Annotated in this window: 19 protein-coding genes and 2 pseudogenes; 14 read left to right on the top strand and 7 right to left on the bottom strand. The window is 62.0% G+C overall.

All coding sequences use genetic code 11. The features are described from left to right. The first annotated feature begins 3 nt into the window (after positions 1-3). The 4 genes from M8997_RS08960 (at position 4) to dnaQ (ending at position 2,825) form a co-directional block, all read left to right on the top strand. The gene (locus M8997_RS08960) at positions 4-597 is read left to right on the top strand and encodes a Maf-like protein (protein ID WP_250016228.1); all 594 of its coding nucleotides are present in this window, start codon (positions 4-6) and stop codon (positions 595-597) included. Further along, positions 590-1,432, top strand: coding sequence for a shikimate dehydrogenase (locus tag M8997_RS08955; RefSeq protein ID WP_250016226.1), 843 nt, complete (start codon positions 590-592; stop codon positions 1,430-1,432). The genes M8997_RS08960 and M8997_RS08955 overlap by 8 nt, the downstream gene beginning before the upstream one ends. Continuing rightward, on the top strand, positions 1,429-2,025 hold the full coding sequence (gene coaE / locus M8997_RS08950) for a dephospho-CoA kinase (protein WP_250016214.1): 597 nt from the start codon (positions 1,429-1,431) through the stop codon (positions 2,023-2,025). The genes M8997_RS08955 and coaE overlap by 4 nt, the downstream gene beginning before the upstream one ends. 92 nt (positions 2,026-2,117) lie before the next feature. Further along, on the top strand, positions 2,118-2,825 hold the full coding sequence (gene dnaQ, locus M8997_RS08945; RefSeq protein ID WP_250016212.1) for a DNA polymerase III subunit epsilon: 708 nt from the start codon (positions 2,118-2,120) through the stop codon (positions 2,823-2,825). A 69-nt stretch (positions 2,826-2,894) separates the two neighbouring features. On the opposite strand, the gene secB is transcribed toward dnaQ, so the two are convergent. Further along, positions 2,895-3,401, bottom strand: a complete 507-nt coding sequence (secB, locus tag M8997_RS08940) for a protein-export chaperone SecB (RefSeq protein ID WP_250016210.1) — start codon at positions 3,399-3,401, stop codon at positions 2,895-2,897. Positions 3,402-3,519: 118 nt separating this feature from the next. Beyond that, positions 3,520-4,008: an FxsA family protein gene (locus M8997_RS08935; RefSeq protein ID WP_250016207.1), complete on the bottom strand. Its 489-nt coding sequence runs from the start codon at positions 4,006-4,008 to the stop codon at positions 3,520-3,522. 175 nt (positions 4,009-4,183) lie between these two features. Here M8997_RS08935 and M8997_RS08930 point away from each other — a divergent pair, with 175 nt between their 5' ends. From M8997_RS08930 to M8997_RS08890, 10 genes and pseudogenes are all read left to right on the top strand, one after another. Then, entirely contained in the window at positions 4,184-4,879 is a 696-nt protein-coding gene (locus M8997_RS08930; RefSeq protein ID WP_250016205.1) for a Tim44/TimA family putative adaptor protein, read from the top strand. 21 nt (positions 4,880-4,900) lie between these two features. Further along, entirely contained in the window at positions 4,901-5,998 is a 1,098-nt protein-coding gene (locus M8997_RS08925; RefSeq protein ID WP_250016202.1) for a murein transglycosylase A, read from the top strand. Continuing rightward, positions 5,995-6,099: pseudogene (locus tag M8997_RS22250) on the top strand (DNA mismatch repair protein MutS); the annotation flags it as partial. The gene M8997_RS08925 and the pseudogene M8997_RS22250, both read left to right, overlap by 4 nt. 117 nt (positions 6,100-6,216) lie before the next feature. Next, a pseudogene (locus M8997_RS22245) lies at positions 6,217-6,546 on the top strand (Smr/MutS family protein); the annotation flags it as partial. Then, positions 6,543-6,917, top strand: a complete 375-nt coding sequence (locus tag M8997_RS08915; RefSeq protein WP_250016198.1) for a helix-turn-helix domain-containing protein — start codon at positions 6,543-6,545, stop codon at positions 6,915-6,917. The pseudogene M8997_RS22245 and the gene M8997_RS08915, both read left to right, overlap by 4 nt. Before the next feature lie 55 nt (positions 6,918-6,972). Further along, positions 6,973-7,629 (top strand): phosphoribosylanthranilate isomerase, encoded by a 657-nt coding sequence (locus M8997_RS08910; RefSeq protein ID WP_250017196.1) that lies wholly within the window; start codon positions 6,973-6,975, stop codon positions 7,627-7,629. 15 nt (positions 7,630-7,644) lie between these two features. After that, positions 7,645-8,895, top strand: a complete 1,251-nt coding sequence (trpB, locus tag M8997_RS08905; protein WP_250016196.1) for a tryptophan synthase subunit beta — start codon at positions 7,645-7,647, stop codon at positions 8,893-8,895. A gap of 2 nt (positions 8,896-8,897) precedes the next feature. After that, on the top strand, positions 8,898-9,737 hold the full coding sequence (gene trpA / locus M8997_RS08900) for a tryptophan synthase subunit alpha (RefSeq protein ID WP_250016194.1): 840 nt from the start codon (positions 8,898-8,900) through the stop codon (positions 9,735-9,737). 43 nt (positions 9,738-9,780) lie between these two features. Beyond that, complete coding sequence (gene accD, locus M8997_RS08895; protein WP_250016192.1) at positions 9,781-10,695, top strand: acetyl-CoA carboxylase, carboxyltransferase subunit beta; 915 nt, start codon at positions 9,781-9,783, stop codon at positions 10,693-10,695. Further along, a complete protein-coding gene (locus M8997_RS08890) occupies positions 10,695-12,023 on the top strand; it encodes a folylpolyglutamate synthase/dihydrofolate synthase family protein (protein WP_250016189.1) in 1,329 nt (442 codons plus the stop codon). The genes accD and M8997_RS08890 overlap by 1 nt, the downstream gene beginning before the upstream one ends. A gap of 28 nt (positions 12,024-12,051) precedes the next feature. Here M8997_RS08890 and trxA read toward each other — a convergent pair whose 3' ends face one another. The 5 genes from trxA to tsaE all read right to left on the bottom strand — a co-directional run bounded on the left by trxA (position 12,052) and on the right by tsaE (position 21,422). Beyond that, complete coding sequence (gene trxA / locus M8997_RS08885; RefSeq protein WP_250016187.1) at positions 12,052-12,378, bottom strand: thioredoxin; 327 nt, start codon at positions 12,376-12,378, stop codon at positions 12,052-12,054. A gap of 177 nt (positions 12,379-12,555) precedes the next feature. Beyond that, positions 12,556-16,062 carry a double-strand break repair helicase AddA gene (gene addA / locus M8997_RS08880; protein ID WP_250016185.1) on the bottom strand — a complete coding sequence of 1,169 codons (3,507 nt, stop codon included), beginning with the start codon at positions 16,060-16,062 and terminating at the stop codon, positions 12,556-12,558. Then, complete coding sequence (addB, locus tag M8997_RS08875; protein WP_250016182.1) at positions 16,059-19,196, bottom strand: double-strand break repair protein AddB; 3,138 nt, start codon at positions 19,194-19,196, stop codon at positions 16,059-16,061. The genes addA and addB overlap by 4 nt, the downstream gene beginning before the upstream one ends. Then, positions 19,189-19,914 (bottom strand): nucleotidyltransferase family protein, encoded by a 726-nt coding sequence (locus M8997_RS08870; protein WP_250016170.1) that lies wholly within the window; start codon positions 19,912-19,914, stop codon positions 19,189-19,191. The genes addB and M8997_RS08870 overlap by 8 nt, the downstream gene beginning before the upstream one ends. After that, positions 19,911-21,422 carry a tRNA (adenosine(37)-N6)-threonylcarbamoyltransferase complex ATPase subunit type 1 TsaE gene (tsaE, locus tag M8997_RS08865; protein WP_250016168.1) on the bottom strand — a complete coding sequence of 504 codons (1,512 nt, stop codon included), beginning with the start codon at positions 21,420-21,422 and terminating at the stop codon, positions 19,911-19,913. Before tsaE ends, M8997_RS08870 begins: the two co-directional genes overlap by 4 nt. Positions 21,423-21,426: the final 4 nt, after the last annotated feature.

Here is a 21,426-nt window from a genome sequence, read left to right as displayed (position 1 = left end):
ACAATGGCTATCATCTTGGCGTCGAAAAGCCCTTTTCGCGCGCTTCTCCTCAAGAATGCCGGTGTCGAATTCACCGGGCGATCGGCAAATATCGATGAGAGGGCCGTCGAGGCGCCGCTTTATGACAGTGGTGCATCGCCGGAAGATGTCGCCCTTGTTCTGGCGGAAGCGAAGGCACTCGATGTCAGCGAAAGCAATCCCGGCGCATTGGTCATCGGTTCCGACCAGACCCTTTCGCTGGATGACGAGGTACTGCACAAGCCTGCCGACATGGAGGCGGCCCGGCTTCAATTGCTGAAACTGTCCGGAAAGACGCATCACCTGAACAGCGCGGTGGTCATAGCCCGAGACGGCCAGACCTTGTGGCGGCACGTCGCGGTGGCGCGGATGACGCTGAGGGAACTTGATCCGGGATTTATCGGCAGACATCTCTCCCGCGTCGGCGAAATAGCACTTCAAAGCGTCGGCGCCTATCAGTATGAGGGGGAAGGTGTTCAATTGTTCAAGAGCGTCGAGGGTGACTATTTCACCATCGTCGGTCTTCCCTTGCTGCCGTTGCTTGCTGAATTGCGCGAACTAGGAGCCATTGATGGTTAAGGCTTTCGTCACCGGATTTCCGATCCGGCATTCCCGTTCTCCAATCATCCACGGCTATTGGCTGAAGCAGCATGGCATAGATGGCAGCTATCAGGCGATTGAAGTCGCGCCGGAAGGCTTTGCCGATTTTCTCGCCAGCCTGGAACCGAATGGCTACATCGGCGGCAATGTCACACTTCCCCATAAGGAAAGGGCATTCGACCTGTGCGAAAAGCGTGACGGCGCCGCGGAGGAAATCGGTGCCGTGAACACATTATGGTTCGAGAACGGCCAACTTGTCGGCGGAAATACCGATGCTTTTGGCTTTCTCGCCAATCTGGACGCATCGCAGCCCGGATGGGACAAACGAGAATCCGCGCTCATTCTCGGTGCCGGCGGCGCCTGCCGTGCCGTCATCTACGGTCTGAAACAGCGGGGATTCTCGGAAATCCATGTGGCCAACAGGACATTGTCGCGCGCGCAGGAACTCGCCGACAGGTTCGGCCCCACCGTCACGCCACATGAATGGGCAGCGGTTTCCGAGCTCCTCGGCCAGGCGGACATGATCGTCAATACGACCTCGCTCGGCATGGAAGGCAAGGAAGCCTTCACCCTCGACATTTCACCGGCCAGAAAGGACGCGCTGGTTACCGATGTCGTCTATATTCCGCTTGAAACGCCGTTCCTGCGTGCCGCCCGAGCCCATGGGCTGGCGACGGTGGATGGCCTCGGCATGCTCCTGCATCAGGCGGTATTCGGATTCGAACATTGGTTTGGCATCAGGCCCGTCGTCACGGACGAATTGCGCAACATCGTCCTCGCCGACATGGCCAACAGCGGCAGCCGGCCAAAATGATCGTTCTCGGCCTCACCGGCTCGATCGGGATGGGAAAATCTACCACGGCGCAGATGTTTCTCGACGAAGGAATACCGGTCTATTCTGCCGATGATGCCGTGCACCGGCTTTATTCGGGCGCGGCGATTCCGTTGATCGAAGCAGAATTCCCCGGGACGACAGGGCCGGATGGCGTCGATCGAAAGAAGCTTGCGCAACATGTATTGGGCAATCCCGACGCCTTGAAGCGGCTCGAAGCGATAATCCATCCGCTGGTGCAGCGACAGGAACAGGAGTTTCGCGAGCAGGCACGGAGCGCCGGGGAAAAGCTGATCGTCCTCGACATCCCGCTGCTGTTCGAGACAGGCGCACGCGGACGTGTCGACAAGGTGCTCGTCGTTACGGCACCGGCGGACGTGCAGCGGCAACGCGTTCTGGCGCGCCAGGACATGGACGAAGAGAAACTGAACTCCATTCTGGCGCGGCAGATGCCCGATGCGGAGAAGCGCGCCAGGGCGGATTTCCTCATTGATACCAGCAAGGGAATGGCGGAAGCGCGCAATGCCGTGCGCATGCTGATAAAATCCCTGGTGGATATCGACGGAGACGTCTGACGCGAGGCGAATTGGCCGTTAAGCTTGCAGCAGCCGCACGATCCGGATTAAAGCATCGGACGGAAAGGCAAAGCGGCGGTCCAGGAGCAACGATGCGCGAGATCATATTCGATACCGAAACCACAGGCCTTGATCGGCTCGATGACCGGATTATCGAAATCGGCGGCGTCGAACTCGTCAACCGCTTTCCAACCGGTCGATCATTCCACGTCTATATCAATCCGGACGGCCGCATGGTGCATGCCGAAGCCCTTGCCGTGCACGGTATCGGCAATGACGTCCTCATGGACAAGCCCGTGTTTGCCGGGATCGTCGACGAATTCCTCGAATTCATCGATGGCGCCAAGCTCGTGGCCCATAATGCGACGTTCGACATGGGCTTCATCAATGCTGAACTGAACAGGCTCGGCCATCCCGCGATCACGAGCGACCGGGTCGTCGATACGCTGGCACTGGCCAGGCGGAAGCATCCGATGGGCCCGAACTCCCTCGATGCGCTCTGCCGCCGTTACGGCATCGACAACAGCCATCGCACCATGCACGGCGCCTTGCTGGATTCGCAATTGCTGGCGGAAGTTTATATCGAGCTGATCGGCGGCAAGCAGACTGCTCTCGGCCTGACGGTTGCCGAACAGCCAGGAAACTGGAGCGAAGCCGGCCAGGCCAGCGCGATTGTCCTGTCGCAACGGCCAGTTCCGCTTCCACCGCGTCTGACCGAAGCCGAACGCCTCGCCCATGCCGCGCTGGTGGACAGGCTGGGAGAGAAGGCATTGTGGAAGGCGCGCCTTGCCGCAGTATGAAAAAACCCGGGTCGATGCCCGGGTTTGGTTTTAGCGCGATCCGGAAAATCCGAAGCTTCGTCAAGCCGTTCAGCTGACCTGAGCCTTGGTCTGTTCTTCGGCCATGCGCTGCTGGAACATCTGCGCAAAATCGATCGGATCGATCATCAGCGGCGGGAAGCCGCCATTGCGGGTCGCCTCGGCGATGATCTGCCGCGCAAACGGGAAGAGCAGGCGAGGGCATTCGATGAACAGCAGCGGAAGCATGTGCTCCTGCGGGAAACCCTCGAGGCGGAACACACCGCCATAGACCAGTTCCACGTTGAACAGGACATCCTTGCCGTCGGCAGCCTTGGCCGAAAGCGTAAGCACGACGTCGAAATCGGTCTCCGCAATCGGATTGGCGTTGACGTTCACATTGATGCTGATGCCCGGGGCCTTTTCGCGCGGACGCAGCGACAAGGGCGAGCCGGGGCTCTCAAAGGAAAGATCCTTTACGTACTGAGCCAGAATGTTCAGCGTCTGCTGTTGAACCGATCCATTCCCATTGGTCGCTTCGCTGCCGTTCTCGGCCTTTTCGTCAGGCTGTTGAGCCATTGTCTGGAAACCTTCTTCTGTTGCACCCGCCGCGGCGGCTCTCAAAGTGAATGAAGGCTGGCTAGCATGTGTGGTGGGACGAGGCAAGCCGCCGGCTCTAATCCCATCGTACCATGTCCTATTCGTCGGGCTTCCAGGGCGAGCGTGGATTCGGGTCGCTATTATAGTCGTCGGGGTTGAGGTCTATGACCCGGTCACGGCCATTGGAGGGGCCGGCGGACGGGCGTGCGCCGCCGCGCCTCATGCCGTCCACCACGACGATCCGGTCGCTGACAAGGCGCCAGCCGATTTCGCGTATGGCGGGAATGAAGAGAAGCAGCCCGATTATATCGGTAATGAATCCCGGAATGATCAACAGCAGGGCCGCGATGAACAACATTACGCCATGGACGAGCTCGCGACCTGGCGTGCGGCCCGCCGCCGCTTCCTGGCGTATCCTCTGGATCAGGCCGAAACCCTGAAAGCGCAGGAGAAAGACACCGACAAACATTGAGAGTATGATGAGGCCAAGTGTTGGCAGGACACCGATCTCGCTGCCGACGACTATAAAGCCGGCGATCTCGAGAAAAGGAAGCGCCAGCAGAAACAGGGGAATGAACGATCGCAAACGAATTTACCTTTCCAGGCGCATAAGGCCTATTTGCCATAGCCGATATGGATTTCGTGCCTATATAGGTATCAAGAAGAGTATTTGTATGATTGTGTTTGGCAATCTATATGTTTTTGGTATTTCGGCGGAGATCGAAAACCGGAAATGAACAGCTGGATGAATGGCAGGCGACATGGAATATCTGGACTTTGGAACAATCTTCTTCTTCGTGGCGGCAGTGGTCATTTTCCTGCAGCTGCGCAAGGTCCTTGGCCGTCGCACCGGAAATGAACGTCCGCCGTTCAATCCCTATTCCCGCACAGCCGAGGTCGAGGACAATGGCAAGGCGCTGGACAATGTGGTCTCGCTTCCGCGCCGGGGCGAGCAGAAGGAAAATCCCTTCGAGCGCATCGATGCGGCGGCGAAGCCCGGCACGCCGGTGAATGACGGGTTGCGGGCGATCGCCACTGCCGATCCGGGCTTCGATCCGGACAAGTTCATCGAAGGCTCCAAGATGGCCTATGAGATGATCGTCATGTCGTTCGCCGATGGCGACCGGAAGACGTTGAAATCCTTGCTGTCGCGAGAGGTGTTCGATGGCTTCGTGTCGGCCATTGCCGATCGCGAGTCGCGCGGCGAGAAGGTGCAATCTTCCTTCGTCGGCATCAACAAAGCGGATATAATCGGCGCCGAGATGAAGGGCAATGAGGCGCATGTGACGGTTCGTGTCGTCAGCGAGCTCATCTCCGCAACGCTCGACAAGGAAGACAATGTCATCGACGGCGACAAGGAAGCCGTTGTCGAGGTCAAGGATGTCTGGACGTTTGCCCGGGATGCGCGGTCGAAGGATCCCAACTGGAAACTCGTCGCGACCGAAGCAGAAGAATAGCTCCGCCGGAGCCGAAGAACCATGCTTTCACCCGTGTTCAACCCGGTGGAATTCAGCGAGTGTCCGGGGTGGGGCGCGGACAGGCAACTTGCGGCCTTCACGGCGTTTCGCCGCTCGGCCCATCAGATATTGAACAAGCCCTACAGATCCGGTGCGCTCGGAATAAGCCTCGCCGCCCTTGAGCCCGCCTTCGCTGATTCACGTGAAACATCGATCCGCACCGATGCCGAAGCGCGCGCCTTCTTCGAAAAATGGTTTGTCCCGGCGCGCATCATTGCCGAGCAGCCGGGCTTCGTGACGGGTTATTACGAGCCGGAACTGGCCGGTTCGCCGGTTCGGACGGAACGGTTTAACGTTCCGCTGCTCGCTCGCCCCGCCGATCTCGTCGATGTCGATGACGACAATCGACCGCAAGGCCTCGATCCCTATTTCGCCTTCGCCCGCCGCAGCACGGACGGCGTGCTGGTGGAATATTTCGACCGCCGGGCGGTGGATCAGGGCGCGCTCGCCGGACGGGGGCTCGAACTCGTCTTCGTCGAAAGCAAGGTCGATGCCTTCTTCATCCATGTTCAGGGGGCGGCAAGGCTGACAATGCCCGATGGCAGCCTGCGGCGGTTCACCTATGCGGCCAAGACCGGCCACCGCTTCACCGGCATCGGCCGGATATTGATCGATCGGGGCGAAATTGCACCGGACGACATATCCATGCAGTCCATCCGCGCCTGGCTCGCGGCTCATCCGGAGCAGGTTGACGACCTTCTGTGGAACAACCGGTCCTATATTTTCTTTCGCGAAGCGCCGGTGGACGACCCATCGCTGGGCCCCGTGGCCGCAGCCAAAGTGCCGCTGGAGCCCGGGCGTTCGCTCGCGGTCGACCGCCTGCTCCATACATTCGGCACACCCTTCCATATCCATGCTCCCGATTTGCGGGCATTTGGCGGAGAGCCTTTCTCGCGCCTCATGATCGCGCAGGATACGGGTTCCGCGATCGTCGGTGCGGCCAGGGGAGACCTCTTCGCCGGCTCCGGCGATGGGGCCGGCGAGATCGCCGGCGGCATACGCCACGAGGCGGATTTCTATGCGCTGGTCCCGCGCTCGCTTGTGGCGAATCGCCGATGAGACGGAAGCCGGCCGCTACGGTCACCTTGGAGGACCGCATTCTTTGGGAAACGGTTGCGCGCACGGCGCGGCCGCTGAAGGGCCGCAAGCCCACGGCGCTGGTCACCGATGAGGAAAAGGCGGAAACAGCCGAGAAGATTGCGGTTCCGCAAAAGCCAAGCGACCCCGCGGCATCACAGCCCGCCGGCCAGCCGCCTAGATCATTGGGCCTTCACCCTATAGATCGCCCGACGCACAAGAAGATCGCCAAGGGACGGCTTGTCATCGAAGCTCGTATCGATCTCCATGGCCTGACCCAGAGCGCGGCCCACGGCCTGTTGCTCGATTTTCTACAGCGCGCGCATCATCGCCGGCTGCGGCATGTGCTCGTCATCACCGGGAAAGGCTCGTCCTTCGGTAGCGATGGCATTCTGCGGCAAGCGGTGCCGATCTGGTTCAGCACACCGCTTTTCCGCCCTCTGGTCAGCGGTTACGAGGACGCGGCGCGAAACCATGGCGGTTCGGGCGCGATCTATGTGCGCATTCGCAAGCAAGCGGAGGCTCCATGACTCCATTCGGCAAGAGATTGCGGGATTTGCGCGCCGAGCGCGGCATCTCGCAAAAGGAAATGGCCAAGGCCATCGGCGTTTCGGCAGCCTATCTCTCGGCGCTCGAACATGGCCGCCGCGGTCAGCCGACATGGGACAAGCTGCAGCGGATCATCCTCTTTTTCAATATTATCTGGGATGAGGCCGAGGAACTGATCCGTCTTGCCATGATTTCGCAGCCCAAGGTCGTGATCGACACCGGCGGACTGTCGCCCTCCGTGACCGAGCTTGCAAATCTGCTGGCGGCGAGAATTGGTGACCTCGATCCGGACACGATCGACAGCATGATCACCAAACTGAAATCGCTGCCGGAGCGGCGCAGGGCTTCCTGAGCCGACTTTGCGCAAAATCCTCGACTTTGACGCATTTTCATGCGAGTTCCCGCTTATGGATCTGGATGTTAAAATCTGCGGACTGAAAACCAGCGAAGCGGTCGCCGCCGCTCTCGAAGGCGGTGCGAGCCATATCGGGTTTATCTTCTTCGCCAAAAGCCCGCGCAACATAGCTCCGGCAGAGGCCGGACGGCTTCGGCTGGCTGCGGCGGGGAGGGCCAAAGCGGTGGCTGTCACCGTGGACGCAACCGACGCCGAGCTCGATGAGATTGTTGCCGCGCTGCAGCCCGACATGCTGCAATTGCATGGCCATGAGAGTGTCGAGCGCGTCAAGGAGATCAAGCGGCGTTATGGCCTGCCGGTTATCAAGGCGATGCCTTTGCGCGAACCGGCCGACCTTGCCGATGCTGGCGCCTATGCTGCTGTTGCGGATCGGCTGCTTTTCGATGCAAAACCCCCCAGGGGTTCCGAACTTCCAGGCGGCAATGGCGTTTCTTTCGATTGGAAGTTGCTGAGCGCGCTTGACGGGTCCGTGGATTACATGCTTTCCGGTGGGATCAATGCCCGCAATGTTGGCGAGGCACTGGCATCCACACATGCACGCGGGGTGGACGTCTCTTCCGGTGTCGAATCTTCGGCCGGCGTGAAGGACGTGGGTCTGATAAGGGAATTTTTCCAGGCGGTTGCTGCTGCGCGCAGCGTTGGCGCCTGATCGAAGGAGCGAGTGGTGAACAAGGTGGCGCAACCCAATTCATTCAAGACAGGCCCGGACGAAGAGGGCATGTTCGGCATTTTTGGCGGGCGCTTCGTAGCCGAAACCCTGATGCCGCTCATCCTCGAGCTGCAACAGGCCTATGACGACGCGAAAAACGATCCGTCGTTCAAGGCAGAGTTGCAGAACCTGTCGCAACATTATGCCGGGCGCCCCTCCAAGCTCTATCACGCCGAAGGCCTGACCAGGCATGTTCGCCAGCTCGCAAGGGAGCAGGGTGGCAATGGCGGCGCGAAAATCTACTTCAAGCGCGAGGATCTCAACCATACCGGCAGCCACAAGATCAATAATTGCCTCGGGCAGATACTCCTGGCCAAGCGCATGGGCAAGACCCGCATCATCGCCGAGACCGGTGCGGGCCAGCATGGCGTTGCTTCCGCGACGGTCGCCGCACGGTTCGACCTTCCCTGCGTCGTCTATATGGGCGCAACCGATGTGGAGCGCCAGAAGCCCAACGTGTTCCGGATGAAGCTGCTCGGCGCCGAGGTCAAGGCGGTCTCGTCTGGCCACGGGACCCTGAAGGACGCGATGAACGAAGCCTTGCGCGACTGGGTTTCGAATGTCGACGATACCTATTATCTCATTGGCACTGCCGCCGGTCCGCACCCTTATCCGGAACTTGTCCGCGACTTCCAGTCGGTCATCGGCGAAGAGGCGCGCCAGCAGATACTCGAGATGGAGGGCCGCCTGCCCGATACGATCATCGCGGCGGTTGGCGGCGGCTCGAATGCCATCGGCCTGTTCCACCCGTTCCTCGACGACAAGGAAGTCGAGATCATCGGCATAGAAGCCGGTGGCCGCGGCCTCGACGGCGACGAGCATTGCGCCTCGATGAGCGCCGGCCGCCCCGGCGTGCTGCATGGAAACCGCACCTATCTCCTGCAGAACGCCGATGGCCAGATCCTCGACGGCCACTCGGTTTCCGCCGGCCTCGACTATCCCGGCGTCGGCCCCGAACATTCGTGGCTGCGGGATACAGGCCGTGTCTCCTACGTCCCGATAATGGACAATGAGGCGCTGGATGCCTTCACGCTGACCACGCGCACGGAGGGCATAATCCCGGCGCTGGAATCGGCCCATGCCATTGCGCATGCGGTGAAGATCGCGCCCGGCATGGACCAGGACAAGATCATGATCGTCAATCTTTCGGGCCGCGGCGACAAGGATGTGCATACGGTCGGCCAATTGCTTGGAATGGATATCTGATCATGGCGACACGCATCGACACCAAATTTGCCACGCTGAAGCGCGAAGGTCGCCCGGCTCTTGTCACCTATTTCATGGCAGGCGATCCCGACCTCGAGACTTCGCTGCGGATCATGAAGGCCTTGCCGGCTTCGGGTTCCGATATCATCGAGCTCGGCGTTCCCTTCTCCGACCCCATGGCCGATGGACCCGCGATCCAGGCGGCAGGCCTGCGCGCCCTCAAGGGCGGCATGTCGCTGACGAAGACGCTGGAACTCGCGGCGAGATTCAGGGCTGATGACGATGCGACGCCGATCGTCATGATGGGTTACTACAATCCCATCTATATCTATGGCGTCGATCGCTTCCTGGAAGATGCCAGGCAATCGGGCATAGATGGTCTGATCATCGTCGATCTGCCGCCGGAAATGGATGAAGAGCTCTGTATTCCGGCCATCAAGGCAGGGATCAACTTCATCCGGCTGGCCACGCCGACGACGGACGAGAAGCGCCTGCCCAAGGTCCTGCAGAACACTTCCGGCTTCGTCTATTACGTCTCGATGACCGGCATCACCGGCTCCGCGCTGCCCGACACGTCGAAAGTTGCAGCGGCAGTCGATCGGATCAAGAGACATACCTCGCTTCCGGTCGTCGTCGGTTTCGGCGTCAAGACGGCCGAACAGGCGAAGATTATCGGAGCCAGCGCAGACGGCGTCGTTGTCGGGACAGCAATCGTCAATGCGGTGGCCAATACGATCAATCCGGACGGTTCCCTGGTTGCCGATCCTGCCGAGGCCGTGGCCACCATGGTCCAGGGTCTTTCCAGCGGGGTTCGCGCCGTTCGCCTTGCAGCGGCCGAATAGGCTTCTTAAATCAAATCAGGATCAGACGAGAACAGGAACGATCATGAACTGGATCACCAATTACGTCCGGCCGAAGATCAATTCGATGCTTGGCCGCCGTGAAATGCCGGAGAATCTCTGGATCAAGGACCCTGAATCCGGTGAAATGGTGTTTCATACGGATCTGGAGAAGAACCAGTGGGTGGTTCCGTCGTCTGGTTTTCACATGCGCATTCCGGCGAAGGATCGCCTCAAATTCTTCTTCGACGACGGCGTGTTCGAGACGCTCGAACAGCCCAAGGTGGCGACGGACCCGCTCAAATTCCGCGACGAGAAGCGTTATGTCGACCGGCTGAAGGAACATCGCTCCAAGACCGGCCAGGAAGATACGATCATCAATGCGCTGGGCACCATCGAGGGCCTGCCGATCGTCGTCACGATCCATGACTTCAATTTCATCGGCGGTTCGCTTGGCATGGCGGCCGGCGAAGCCATCATCAAGGGCTTCGAGACTGCCATCGCGGAGAAGCGCCCGCTGGTCCTGTTCGCGGCGTCCGGCGGCGCGCGCATGCAGGAAGGCATTCTTTCGCTGATGCAGCTGCCGCGAACGACTGTCGCGGTCGAGATGCTGAAGGAGGCCGGACTTCCCTATATCGTCGTTCTGACCAACCCGACGACGGGCGGCGTGACGGCGTCCTATGCGATGCTCGGCGACATCCATATTGCCGAACCCGGTGCACTCATCGGCTTTGCCGGACAGCGCGTGATCGAGCAGACTGTGCGCGAGAAGTTGCCGGAAGGCTTCCAGCGCGCGGAATACCTCAAGACGCATGGCATGGTTGATATGGTGGTGCCGCGCACAGAACTGAAACCTACGATTGCACGATTGCTCAAGATGCTGATGGGCGAGCCTGCCACGGCAGTGGAAACGAGCGAGGCTGATTCCGCCCTTCCGGCTCCGGCCGAAGCTGCCGTTTGATGACATCCGAAGCCGAACGGGAAATCGAGCGGCTTCTGCAGCTGCATCCGAAGGGTTTCGACCTTTCGCTGGGGCGCATTACGCGACTGCTCGACAGTCTGGGCAATCCGCATCTTCGCCTGCCGCCGATCATCCATGTTGCCGGCACGAACGGCAAGGGATCGGCGGTGGCATTCTCGCGCGCCTTGCTGGAGGCCGCGGGCTACGGCGTCCATGTCCATACGTCGCCGCATCTCGTTTCCTGGCATGAGCGCTACCGGATAGCGGCGCCTGGAGGAGGCAAGCTCGTCTCCGACGCCGTGCTGGCCGATGCCGTGCGGCGCGTGGCCGATGCCAATGCCGGTCAGCCGATAACCGTTTTCGAGATTTTGACTGCCGTGACCTTCGTCCTCTTCTCCGAGCATCCGGCCGACGCCGTGATCCTGGAAGTCGGGCTGGGCGGACGTTTCGACGCCACGAATGTCATTCCCCAGCCGGCGGCCAGCGTCATCATGCCGATCTCGCTCGATCACCAGCCCTATCTCGGCGACAGGGTCGAGCTGATCGCAGCCGAGAAGGCCGGGATCATCAAGCCGGGCTGTCCGGTCATCATCGGCGCGCAGGAACATGATGCCGCGCGCGACGTCCTCATCGAGACCGCCGAGCGGCGCGATTGCCCCTATCTCGTCTATGGCCAGGATTTCTTTGGCTTCGAGGAGCGCGGTCGGCTGATCTACCAGGACAATACCGGCCTGATGGACCTGCCATTGCCGAACCTTGTCGGCCGCTACCAGCTGGCGAATGCCGCGGCAGCGATACAGGCGGTGAAGGTGGCAGGTTTCGCCGTGCCCGAGGCAGCGATCGAGCGGGCGATGGCATCGGTTGACTGGCCAGCCCGGATGCAGCGCCTTTCCAAGGGCGCGCTCGTGGATGTTGCGGTAGAGGGCGCGGAGATATGGCTCGATGGCGGCCATAATCCCGGAGCCGGGCTCGCGGTCGCCGAGGCGGTCGCCACGCTGGAAGATCGCGTCCAGCGCCCGCTGTTTCTCATCACGGGCATGATCAACACCAAGGATCCGGTCGGCTATTTCAAGGCATTCACCGGCATGGCCCGGCATGTGTACACGGTGCCGATCCGTTCGAGCGATGCGGGCATACCGCATCAGGAACTGGCGCTCGCCGCGCAGGAAGCGGGACTTTCGGCCGAGCCGGTCCATTCCGTGGAAAACGCTCTCAAGATACTGGCCAGCAGCTGGAGCGACGAGGAGCCGGCACCCCGGATTCTGATTGGCGGCTCGCTTTATCTTGCCGGCGACGTCCTCAAGGACAATGGCACGCCGCCGCAATAAAAAACCCGGCTCGAGGCCGGGTTTTTCATCAGGCTGCTGAATTCTTGATCCAGTCGGACAATTTGCTCTTCGGAGCCGCGCCGACGAGGTTGGCGGCCAATTCGCCGTCCTTGAACAGCAGGAGCGTGGGGATCGAGCGTACGCCGAACTGGGCGGCAAGCTCGGGATTCTCGTCGATATTCACTTTGGCGATCGTCACCTTGCCATCCATCTCGGAAGCGATTTCCTCGAGTGCAGGGGCGATCATCTTGCAGGGACCGCACCATTCGGCCCAAAAATCGACGACCACAGGCTGGCTTGCTTGAATGACATCGGATTGGAAGTTGCTGGTGTCGATCTTTACGGTGCTGGCCATCGGGCTCATCCTTGTTGATGTGAACGTGTTGCGCATCATGTGGTGAGTCGGCGGGCTCCCGTCAAGCGCGGATTGGTCACGAATCGGTGCGCTTGCCGGCCCGGGCCGGTCACCGGGTGGGGTGGGGCTGCGCGACGTCCCTATTGATATACCCGTGCGGCATTGCGCGAAACTCAATCAAATTGCTTGGCTGATCCGCGCCATCGCCGCCTCCATCTCCTCGACGGGAATATCGATCAGCCTTGGCCCTTCGGTGAAGAGCAGCGCCGCTTCCACGGATTTGCCGGGGTAAAGCGGCTGCAGAAGGCGCCGATAGAGCCCCAGCTGGGCGATGTAGGCCGGCGGCACCTCACGAAGCTCGGAGGGGGCGGGGCGATTGGTCTTGTAGTCGACTATCAGCGCACGATCGCCAGCGACGGCCAGCCGGTCGAGCACGCCCGAAACGGCATGTGCCTTGTCGCGGATGGTCAGGGTTCCCATGATAGCGATTTCGGCGCGGGAGCCGGGCGCAAACACCGCAGCGAACCGTGGCTCGTCCATGACGGCGAACACCGATGTCAGCACCTGCTCGATCTCGGCGTCCGGCCAGTCGAAGGCGGCGCGGGCGAGATATCGCTGCGCCGCCGAAAGGCGCTCGCTCAGAGGCAGCCGTGGCAAGGTTTGAAGCAGCGCGTGCACCACGGTTCCACGGCGAATGGCAAAGGAAGGATCTCGGCCTTCCGGTCCGAGGACGGGAGAACCGATATTCGCCGGCTCGGCCCTTTCCGGTTCGATCAGGATCGACACGCCGGATGGCGCAAGCGGACGGGGCAGCGCCGCCTCGCTGCGCATCGGCCTGCGATAGTCCGCCGGTAGCCTGACGATAGGGGCAACTGGCGGTTCCGGCTCGGTTGCAATGGTTGGGGCCAGCGGTGGAGAGGTGCGGTAGCGCTTCGCCGCCACCGTTTCCACAGGATGGGCCATCGGCTCGCTCAATTCGTTCAAGGCGGCATCGGCCAATGCGTGCCATGTATTCGGCGACTGGCGGGCGCCGCGATAGCCGCAGATGATCAGGCGGTCCTCCGCTCGCGTCATGCCGACATAGAGCAACCGCCTGTATTCCTCTTCCGAGCGGGTCTTGAGATGGTCGGTCAGGGCTTGCGTGAATCTGGTCGAATAGGTCTTGTTCGGGACGAAAAGGAAGCTCTTGCCGCTCCAGCCACCATGTTCCTTCAGGGGGAAGGCGAGGAGATTTGGCGTGCGCCCGCCCGCCGATGCCGCGCTGCCGGAATCCACCAGAAATACCACCGGCGCTTCCAGTCCCTTGGCGGCATGCACCGTCATGATGCGTACTTCATCGCGATTCTGGTCCAGTTCGCGCTTTATTTCCGGCGTCGCGGCCTCCAGCGTCTCCAGGAATGCCTGCAGCCCCGGCAGGCCGGTCTTTTCGGTCGTCAGCGCGTAGTTCTGGAATTCATCGATGACGTCGCCGGCCTCGTGGCCGAGCCGCGCCAGCAGGTCGCGCCGCGCACCGCCACGGCCGAGAATATCCGCGTAGAATTCAAAGACCGGCACCGTATCGGCGCGCCAGCGCCATTCCTGCAGGCGGGCAGCAACCGGCGCCAGCATCAGGTCCTGTGCGGCTGTCTGCAACAGGCGGTCATAGAGCGATTCATCCGCGGCACGGCCATGGGCAAGCGCAAACAGCTGGTCGTCCGTCCATTTGAACAGCGGGCTCTTCAAGAGCGCCGCGAGCGAAAGGTCGTCCGAGGGCAGAAGCATGACCCTGCCGAGCGCCATCAGATCCTTGATGGCGATATGGTCGGTGAGATTCAACCGGTCGGCACCTGCGACGGGCACATGCCGCTTCTTCAACTCGCGCGAGAGCGCTGGCATGAATTGATCGCGCTTGCGCACGAGCACCATCACGTCGCGCGCCTGCAAGCGGCGGTTCTTGCCTTCGATCGTTTCGTCATTGCGCAACCAGAATTCCATTGTGCGGGCGATCTGTTCCGCGAGGCGTATGGGCGGCGCGGGAAGGCTGTCCACCGGCGTGCGCCAATCATCCACTTCCGGCGTCGTTTCCGGCGTCAGCATGTCCCAGATCTGCACTTCGCCGGGATCATTGCTGCGGATAGCCGTATGGACCGTCGGGCCGTGATCCTTGCCGAAGCCGCGATTGGCCTCGGGCCGGGCAAAGACGAGATCGACCGCCGAGAGCACTTCCGGCGCCGAACGGAACGAGAAGTTCAGGTTTACGCGGGCAAAGCTGAGCTCCGACTGCCGCGTCTTACGCTCCGTAATCCGGCCGTGCTCGGCGAAATCCTCCGGGACGGCGCCCTGGAACGAGTAGATGGACTGTTTTTCGTCGCCGACCGCAAACAGCGTGCGCTTCGTCTCCCGGGCGGACATGCCGGTGAAGAACTCCTCGCTGAGCAGCCGTATCACGCTCCATTGATGCGGGCTCGTATCCTGCGCCTCGTCGACCAGGATATGGTCTATGCCCTTGTCGAGCTTGTACTGGACCCAGGCGCCGGCATCCTCCCGCGACAGCAGCGCCACGGTGCGGATGATGAGGTCGTCGAAATCCAGCAGCCCACGCAGCCGTTTCGACTGCTGGTACCGCGATATCAGATCGTCGACCAGCGACAAGGCTGCCAGCGTGACCTCAATGAGCCGCCACTGCCGCAGCCTGTCCAGCCCCTGATGTACGCGTTGCGCGGCCTGGTCGTAGAGCTCGATGAAGTCGGGATAGAGGTCGGTAACCGCCTTGGCCGATATGTAGGACCCAGCCTTCGGTTCGCCGGTCGATTTGATGAAGGCCGCCGTCAGCGCCGCCTCCCGCTCGTCCAGCCCATCGCCGAATTTGGCGAAACGCAGGGTGAGGGCAAACTCCTGCGCCCGCGCCGCGCCCTTCGGTATGGACATCAGGCCGGCCAACATGTCTTCGCCGAATTCCGGCACCGGCCAAAGACCTGAGAGGATACTGTGTTCGCTTTCCCCGGGCGCAAAGCCGAAATGCGACTGGTAGGCCTGCCGTCGCAGTTCCCTGTCGCCGACACCGCCGATGAATTCCACCAGATCGTGGCGCTTGGCGACCGCCTCGTCCAGCAATTCGTGCAGGCCGAACTCACCGGCAGCCTCCAGCACGGTTGCGAAATCGGCTGCGAGTTCGCTGTCATGGTTGAGGCGCGCTGCCTGGAGCACCTGCCTGCGCGCTTCGCCGATCAGCGCCATCTGCATCATGTCGTCCATGAGCTCAAAATGGCCGGCAATATTGGCTTCCAGCGGGAATTGATGGAGGATCGCCTCGCAAAAGGCGTGGATCGTCTGGATCTTCAGCCCGCCGGGGGTTTCCAGCGCCCGTGCGAACAGACGCCGCGCTTCGGCGATCCGGCGTCGGTCGGGCTCTCTGCCATCGATTGCGGCGATCGTCTGCGTCAGCGCCGCCTCGCTCATCGTCGCCCAATCCGACAGGCGCGCGAAAACGCGGTTCTGCATGACGGCAGCCGCGGCCTTCGTATAAGTCAGGCACAGGATCTTGGAGGGATCGGTGCCGTCGAGCAGCAGGCGTATGACCCGCTCCGTCAGAACATGGGTCTTGCCGGAGCCGGCATTGGCCGACACCCAGACGGAATCGCGCGGATCGGCTGCACGGTTCTGGTCCCTGATGGTTTCCGGCGGTATGTCGAGACGCTTGCTCATTCGCCCTCACCGCTATCGTCGGCACCGCCGGCGGACCATTCGAGCACCCGCGCCAGATGGTCGTAGTCTCCCGTCAGGTCGCTTTCCTTGAAGGGCAACGCGCGCGAGAGATAGCCCTTGTCCGGATCGCGATAGGCCGTCAGCAATTCCGTCAGCCGCAGCCAGGCGAGGGCTGCGAGTTCCGGCGCCGGTTTCTCGCTGGCCTTGCCGCCCGATCCGATCCTGAGAACCGATTCCGGCTCGACGCGTCCGCTTGGGCGCAGGCGGACATAGAGCAGTTCCGAGGCATTGCGCTGGCCGAGCTCCTTGAAGGCGCCGCGCGCCAGCAGTGCCGCCTCGAGTGCCAGCTGCGGCGAAAGCAGGACATGGGCCTGGCGCCGCGAGGGCGTGGACCCGGTCTTGTAGTCGATGATCTCGACCGTTCCGTCGCGAAGCAGATCGAGGCGGTCGGCGCGCCCCGAAAGCGTGACGCCGGTTCCGTCGATGGCTATCTTGCCCGAGGATACCTCCGCATGGCGCTGCGCCACGAGGCCAGCGCGATCGCGCTCCCATTGGAGAAATTGCGGCACGAGCATGTGGAAGCGCGGCCACCACACCGCGTCGATTTCCTCCGGCAGCGCAAGTGCATCGAAGTAGCGCCGGCCGATCTGCAGCAATTCGGCCGCCGCATCCGGTCGGGCGGGATCGATCCCGGACTGGGTGAAGCTGGCGAGAACGTCATGGAACAGCGAGCCGCGCTCGGCCGCATCCGGATCGCGGATCAAGGGGTCGATCGGCCGAAGCCGCAGGACCCGCTTGGCGAAGATCGCATAGGGGTCGCGCCGTAGCGTTTCGATCTCCGTGACGGAAAAATGCGTCGGCCGTGCCTCCAGCGGCGGCTTCGGTTCCGGCCGTTTGACGAAATCCTCGTCGGGCGCATGGTCGAATTCACGTGCCCAGTCGAGATATGTCGCACCGCGCCCGCGCAGCGCGTCGGCTGCCTTCTTGCCGAGCACCGTTTCGAGGCGTTGCAGCCAGCGCGACGGAACGGTTGGCGAATTGGCGGCACGCTGCGCGCGCGTCAGGATGACCCGGTCCATGCCCAGCGCCATCTGGAAGTCGTGCGCGGCGAGGCCGGTACGCCGTTCCGGCGGCTCCAGGCTGATGATCGATTTCATGGGCCGCGACATGAAGGGATCGTTGCGGGTCTTGCCTGGCCATGTGCCTTCGTTGAGACCGCCGATGATGACCGTATCCACGGTCTGCAACCGCGCCTCAAGTGCACCCCAGATGAAGAGGCGCGGATGCGCACCGGCCCGGGGCTTGACGACTTCGCCGGCAAGGAGGGCTTCCATCATGGCCGGAAATTCGGCGGGCTGGGCATCGAGGCCGGATTCCGCCGAAACGAGGTTGCGCAGGAACGAGGCGAACTGCTCGCCATCCGTGCCCGCATAGAGCGTGGCGACGTTCCGGGTCTCGTCCGAAGCGAGGCTTTCGAGGCTCGTTACCGTGGCGCGCATGAAATCCGAGAGGTCCAGCGATCCTTCCGCCCCGGCAATGGCGACGAGCGGCTCCAGACATTGGCTGAGGGCGCGGCATGCCTCCCGGGCGGCTTCGATGTGGCCTGCCGTGATCTGCTTCAGCCAGAAAGGCTCGAAGACAGCCTGGCCGGATGCGGCCAGCCTCTCATCGAAGAAGGTCGCGAGATCGGAAAGCGTCACGCGGCCCGTCCCGCCGCGCAGGGCGATGAGCTCGATCGTCTGGGTGGCGCTGGCGACGTCGGCGCGCGACAGGCCGAGTCGCGTCAGCGGGTGCTTGAGGAGCGCCAGCAGGCCGACGGGATCGCCGGGCGTGAAAACACAGTCCAGCACCAGTCGCATCAGTGTCGCGGGCGGCGTTTCCCGCAGCGCCCGGCCGCCGGAATCATCGGCGGAAATATTGAAGCGCGCCAGTTCGGCCGATACGCGCCGTGCAAGGTCGCGATCGGCCGTCACCAATGCGGCGGTCCGCCCCGGTTCCTCGATCGCATGGCGCAAGGCAAGGGCGACGGCCATGGCCTCTTCGCGCTCATTGGCGGCCTCGACGAGACTGATCCCGGATGTGGCAGGATCGATATCGTCGCCCCGTGCCAGCTCAGCCCATTTCTCCGTCGTGTCTGCCGGTCGCATGGCCTCGGCCATCAGCATCTCCCGCCGCCGCTTCGGCGCCGCTACCTCTCCGAGGACCATGACGTCGCGCCTGAGCACGCCGAGTTCTTTGAGGAGCTTGTGCAATCCGAATTGCGGATGGCCGAAGATGGAAGGCTCGCTGCCGGGGTTTGCGAGCAGGTCCCAGCTAGGATCATCCATGTCCCGGTCGAGGCCGGGCAGAACGACCGCCCCCTGCGGCAAGGAGGCAATGACGGCGAGAAGCTTGGCTGTTGCGGGTATCGAACCCGTCGATCCGGCCGCGATGACCGGTCCGCCCGATTGATTGCGCAGCAGCCGCTCCGCCTCGAGCTCGATCAGCCTGTTACGGTGAGCCGCCGGATTGGACCTTCGCCGCTCCGCCAGTATATCCGGCCACAAGGACGTGACGATATTGAGAAAGTCGAGCGTCACCTGCCACCAATTGGGCAACTCCGCCGCAGCTATGTTGCCGAGGCTGGCCCAGTCGGTTCCTTCCGTTTCCACCTGGTCCATGAGGGTGGCCAGGTCCCGCGCCAGCCAGAGCGCATCCGCCGTGGTAGCTGGGATGGCGATTTCCTCATTGCCGAACAATGCGCGCACATGGTCCGGCAACCTCTCGCGCCAGGGGCGAACCAGCCTTGCCAGGAGAAGCAGGCGCTCCACCCCTCCGATCGGCGGCAGAAGATCAAAAAGGGCATCCGAGCCGGTATCGAACATCGCGGCGTCTTCATCGACATCGCCAAGAGGGCGGATCGTCGGGAGAATTGCCGAATTTACCGGGCTCTTTTCGACGAGGAGAGAGCGCAGTGTTCGAGCGGCGCGCCGGGTTGGAACGTAGATGGTGGCATCGGCCAGCGCCATGGGATCATCCGGTGCCGCCGGGTAGGACGGCACAAGCATGCCGGTCCGCAGTGCCTCGACGAGGGTGGGAAGAAACGGCGTTCCCGGGCTGATCGAAAATATGCGCGCCGAGCGAGCGTCAGCCATGGGTGCCGTAGCGGGCCACTGCCTCTTCCGCCATGCCTATCGCGTCGGGTGTTCCGACCGTGACCCATTGGCCGCGCATGGGCATGCCGAACAGTCGTCCGGTTGCGATTGCCTTGTCGAAATAGCGGTTCAGCGAAGCCTTGCCCTGGGGGGCATCAGCGAAAACACGCGGGTGGACGATCGCAGCTCCGGCATAGATCCAGGGCGACGTTTCGCCAGCATCGAGGCGGCGCAGGGTTCCGTCCGCGCCGATATGGAAGTCCCCGCGGCCGTCATAGCCGGTGGCATGGTCCTTCGTTGCGAGCATGAGGAGGATGTCCATCCGCTCATCATCCCATTCATTGGCCAGAAGAACAAGATTCGACTGACCCTCATCCACCCAGAATGTATCGGAATTCAGCACGTAGAATGGGTCCGCGCCGATGTGGTCGAGGGCCTTGATGATGCCGCCGGCGGATTCGAGCAGTTCGCCCCGCTCGTCCGATATGGCAATCTCCGGCAGTCTCCGCTTTGCGAGGTGCGCCTCCAGCTGATCCGCCAGATGATGCACGTTGACAATCGCCCGCGATACCCCCGCGGCGCTCAGGGCATCGAGTCCCCAATCTATAAGTGGTTTGCCGGCTACATTAACCAGCGGCTTGGGTGTAGTGTCGGTTATGGGCGCCAGTCGCTTGCCAAGGCCAGCTGCGAGGACCATGGCGGTTGAGGGTCTTTTCAAGCGGACTTCTCCATATCCAGTATGCCGGCGGATTCCAACCAGGCCTTGAGCGGTTGAAGCGCCGGATGTGCCATTGCCTCTTTCAAATAGGCTTGTATCCGTGGCAGATGGCGAAGATAGGCGGGCTTGCCGTCGCGCCGGTCGAGACGAACGAATATCCCCAGGATTTTGGCGTTCCGCTGCGCTGCCATGATGGCGACGGCCTCGAAGAAGGCCTCGGTATCGAATGAACCCTGAGCGGAGCGCTCCTCGACATAGGCGGCAAGCAGCGCCCGGCGCAGCTCCGGTGGGATCGTCACGCGCGCATCGAAGACCAGCGAGGCGACATCATAGGCCGAAGGGCCGATCATGGCATCCTGGAAGTCGATCAACCCAACGCGCCTTATGCCACGTTCGCCTGGTTGCCAGAGAATATTGGGTGAGTGCACGTCCCGCAGGAGCAGGCTCGTTTCCGCAGTGATAAGCCGGTTAAATATATCATTCCATACGCCGCGATAATCCTCGATCATATGAGCCGGAAACGGCGCAGCGGAACGCCATGGCGCATACCATTCGCACAGGAGTTCGACTTCTATGAGCATGGCGTCGCGGTCGAATGGCGGAATATGATGCGTGACACCGGGTGCGACCGGTATGTCGTGCGGCCAGCTACGCTCATGCAAGCGGGCAAGTGCGCGTGCAGCCGCTTCGTAGCGCTCGGCAATAGGGTTGCCCGCGTCGTCGAGTATTCCCTCATTGCCGAGATCGCCAATCAGCAGCAGGCCTGCATCGAGATCGGAGGCGATGATAGGTGGCACGGTGAAACCCTGCGCAGCCAGCAATTTGTCGATGCCCGCAAAGGCATGCACCGACTGGGAGAGATGTGCGATCTGCATGTAGGTCTTGCCATCGCGAAGAACGGGTCCACCCGGATTATAGGGGGAGTTCATCAATATCAGCGGCTGTTGATCGGCGGGGTAGACCCTCTCATAGCTGCGGGCCGAAGCATCGCCCAAGAGATAGCGGCGCCTGGCCGAGGGACGATCATTGCGACGCAGGAAGTCCCGGATGGCGAAGGAACGTTCGAGCCGCGCCATGGCCGCCTCACTGCCGCCGATGACGGCTTCGCGGCCGGTGCCGCTGTCGCGCAGGACAATGGCGATATCCGCATCGTCGAGGGCGTTGCCGGCATTTTCCGGCCATTCCACCAGCACGGCACCATTCTCGCGCAGTTCATCGAGGCCGAGTTCGTGAATCTCGTCGGCGAAGGCGATCCTGTAGAGGTCGACATGGCTTATCGGCAGCCGCAGTTCCGGATAGGATTGCACGATCGTGAAGGTCGGGCTTGGCACCTCGTGATCATCCTCATCGGCAATCGTGCGGATCAGGCCCCGCGCCAGTGTGGACTTTCCGGTGCCGAGATCGCCGGAGAGCGTAACCAGATCACCCTGGCGCAGCGCAAGGGCAATATCCTCGCCAAGACGTTCGGTATCTTCGCTATCGGCAAGATGAACGACCAGCATCGCCATGGTG

It is taken from the genome of Phyllobacterium sp. 21LDTY02-6, from assembly GCF_023554255.2.
GTDB lineage: Bacteria > Pseudomonadota > Alphaproteobacteria > Rhizobiales > Rhizobiaceae > Phyllobacterium.
This window is presented reverse-complemented; position numbering and strand designations above follow the sequence as displayed.

Coding starts and splice junctions, on each gene's coding strand:
- M8997_RS08960 (WP_250016228.1), top strand. CDS start 4: ATGGCTATCATCTTGGCGTCGAAAAGCCCTTTTCGCGCGCTTCTCCTC.
- M8997_RS08955 (WP_250016226.1), top strand. CDS start 590: ATGGTTAAGGCTTTCGTCACCGGATTTCCGATCCGGCATTCCCGTTCT.
- coaE (WP_250016214.1), top strand. CDS start 1,429: ATGATCGTTCTCGGCCTCACCGGCTCGATCGGGATGGGAAAATCTACC.
- dnaQ (WP_250016212.1), top strand. CDS start 2,118: ATGCGCGAGATCATATTCGATACCGAAACCACAGGCCTTGATCGGCTC.
- secB (WP_250016210.1), bottom strand. CDS start 3,401: ATGGCTCAACAGCCTGACGAAAAGGCCGAGAACGGCAGCGAAGCGACC.
- M8997_RS08930 (WP_250016205.1), top strand. CDS start 4,184: ATGGAATATCTGGACTTTGGAACAATCTTCTTCTTCGTGGCGGCAGTG.
- M8997_RS08925 (WP_250016202.1), top strand. CDS start 4,901: ATGCTTTCACCCGTGTTCAACCCGGTGGAATTCAGCGAGTGTCCGGGG.
- M8997_RS08915 (WP_250016198.1), top strand. CDS start 6,543: ATGACTCCATTCGGCAAGAGATTGCGGGATTTGCGCGCCGAGCGCGGC.
- M8997_RS08910 (WP_250017196.1), top strand. CDS start 6,973: ATGGATCTGGATGTTAAAATCTGCGGACTGAAAACCAGCGAAGCGGTC.
- trpA (WP_250016194.1), top strand. CDS start 8,898: ATGGCGACACGCATCGACACCAAATTTGCCACGCTGAAGCGCGAAGGT.
- accD (WP_250016192.1), top strand. CDS start 9,781: ATGAACTGGATCACCAATTACGTCCGGCCGAAGATCAATTCGATGCTT.
- M8997_RS08890 (WP_250016189.1), top strand. CDS start 10,695: ATGACATCCGAAGCCGAACGGGAAATCGAGCGGCTTCTGCAGCTGCAT.
- trxA (WP_250016187.1), bottom strand. CDS start 12,378: ATGGCCAGCACCGTAAAGATCGACACCAGCAACTTCCAATCCGATGTC.
- addA (WP_250016185.1), bottom strand. CDS start 16,062: ATGAGCAAGCGTCTCGACATACCGCCGGAAACCATCAGGGACCAGAAC.
- addB (WP_250016182.1), bottom strand. CDS start 19,196: ATGGCTGACGCTCGCTCGGCGCGCATATTTTCGATCAGCCCGGGAACG.
- tsaE (WP_250016168.1), bottom strand. CDS start 21,422: ATGGCGATGCTGGTCGTTCATCTTGCCGATAGCGAAGATACCGAACGT.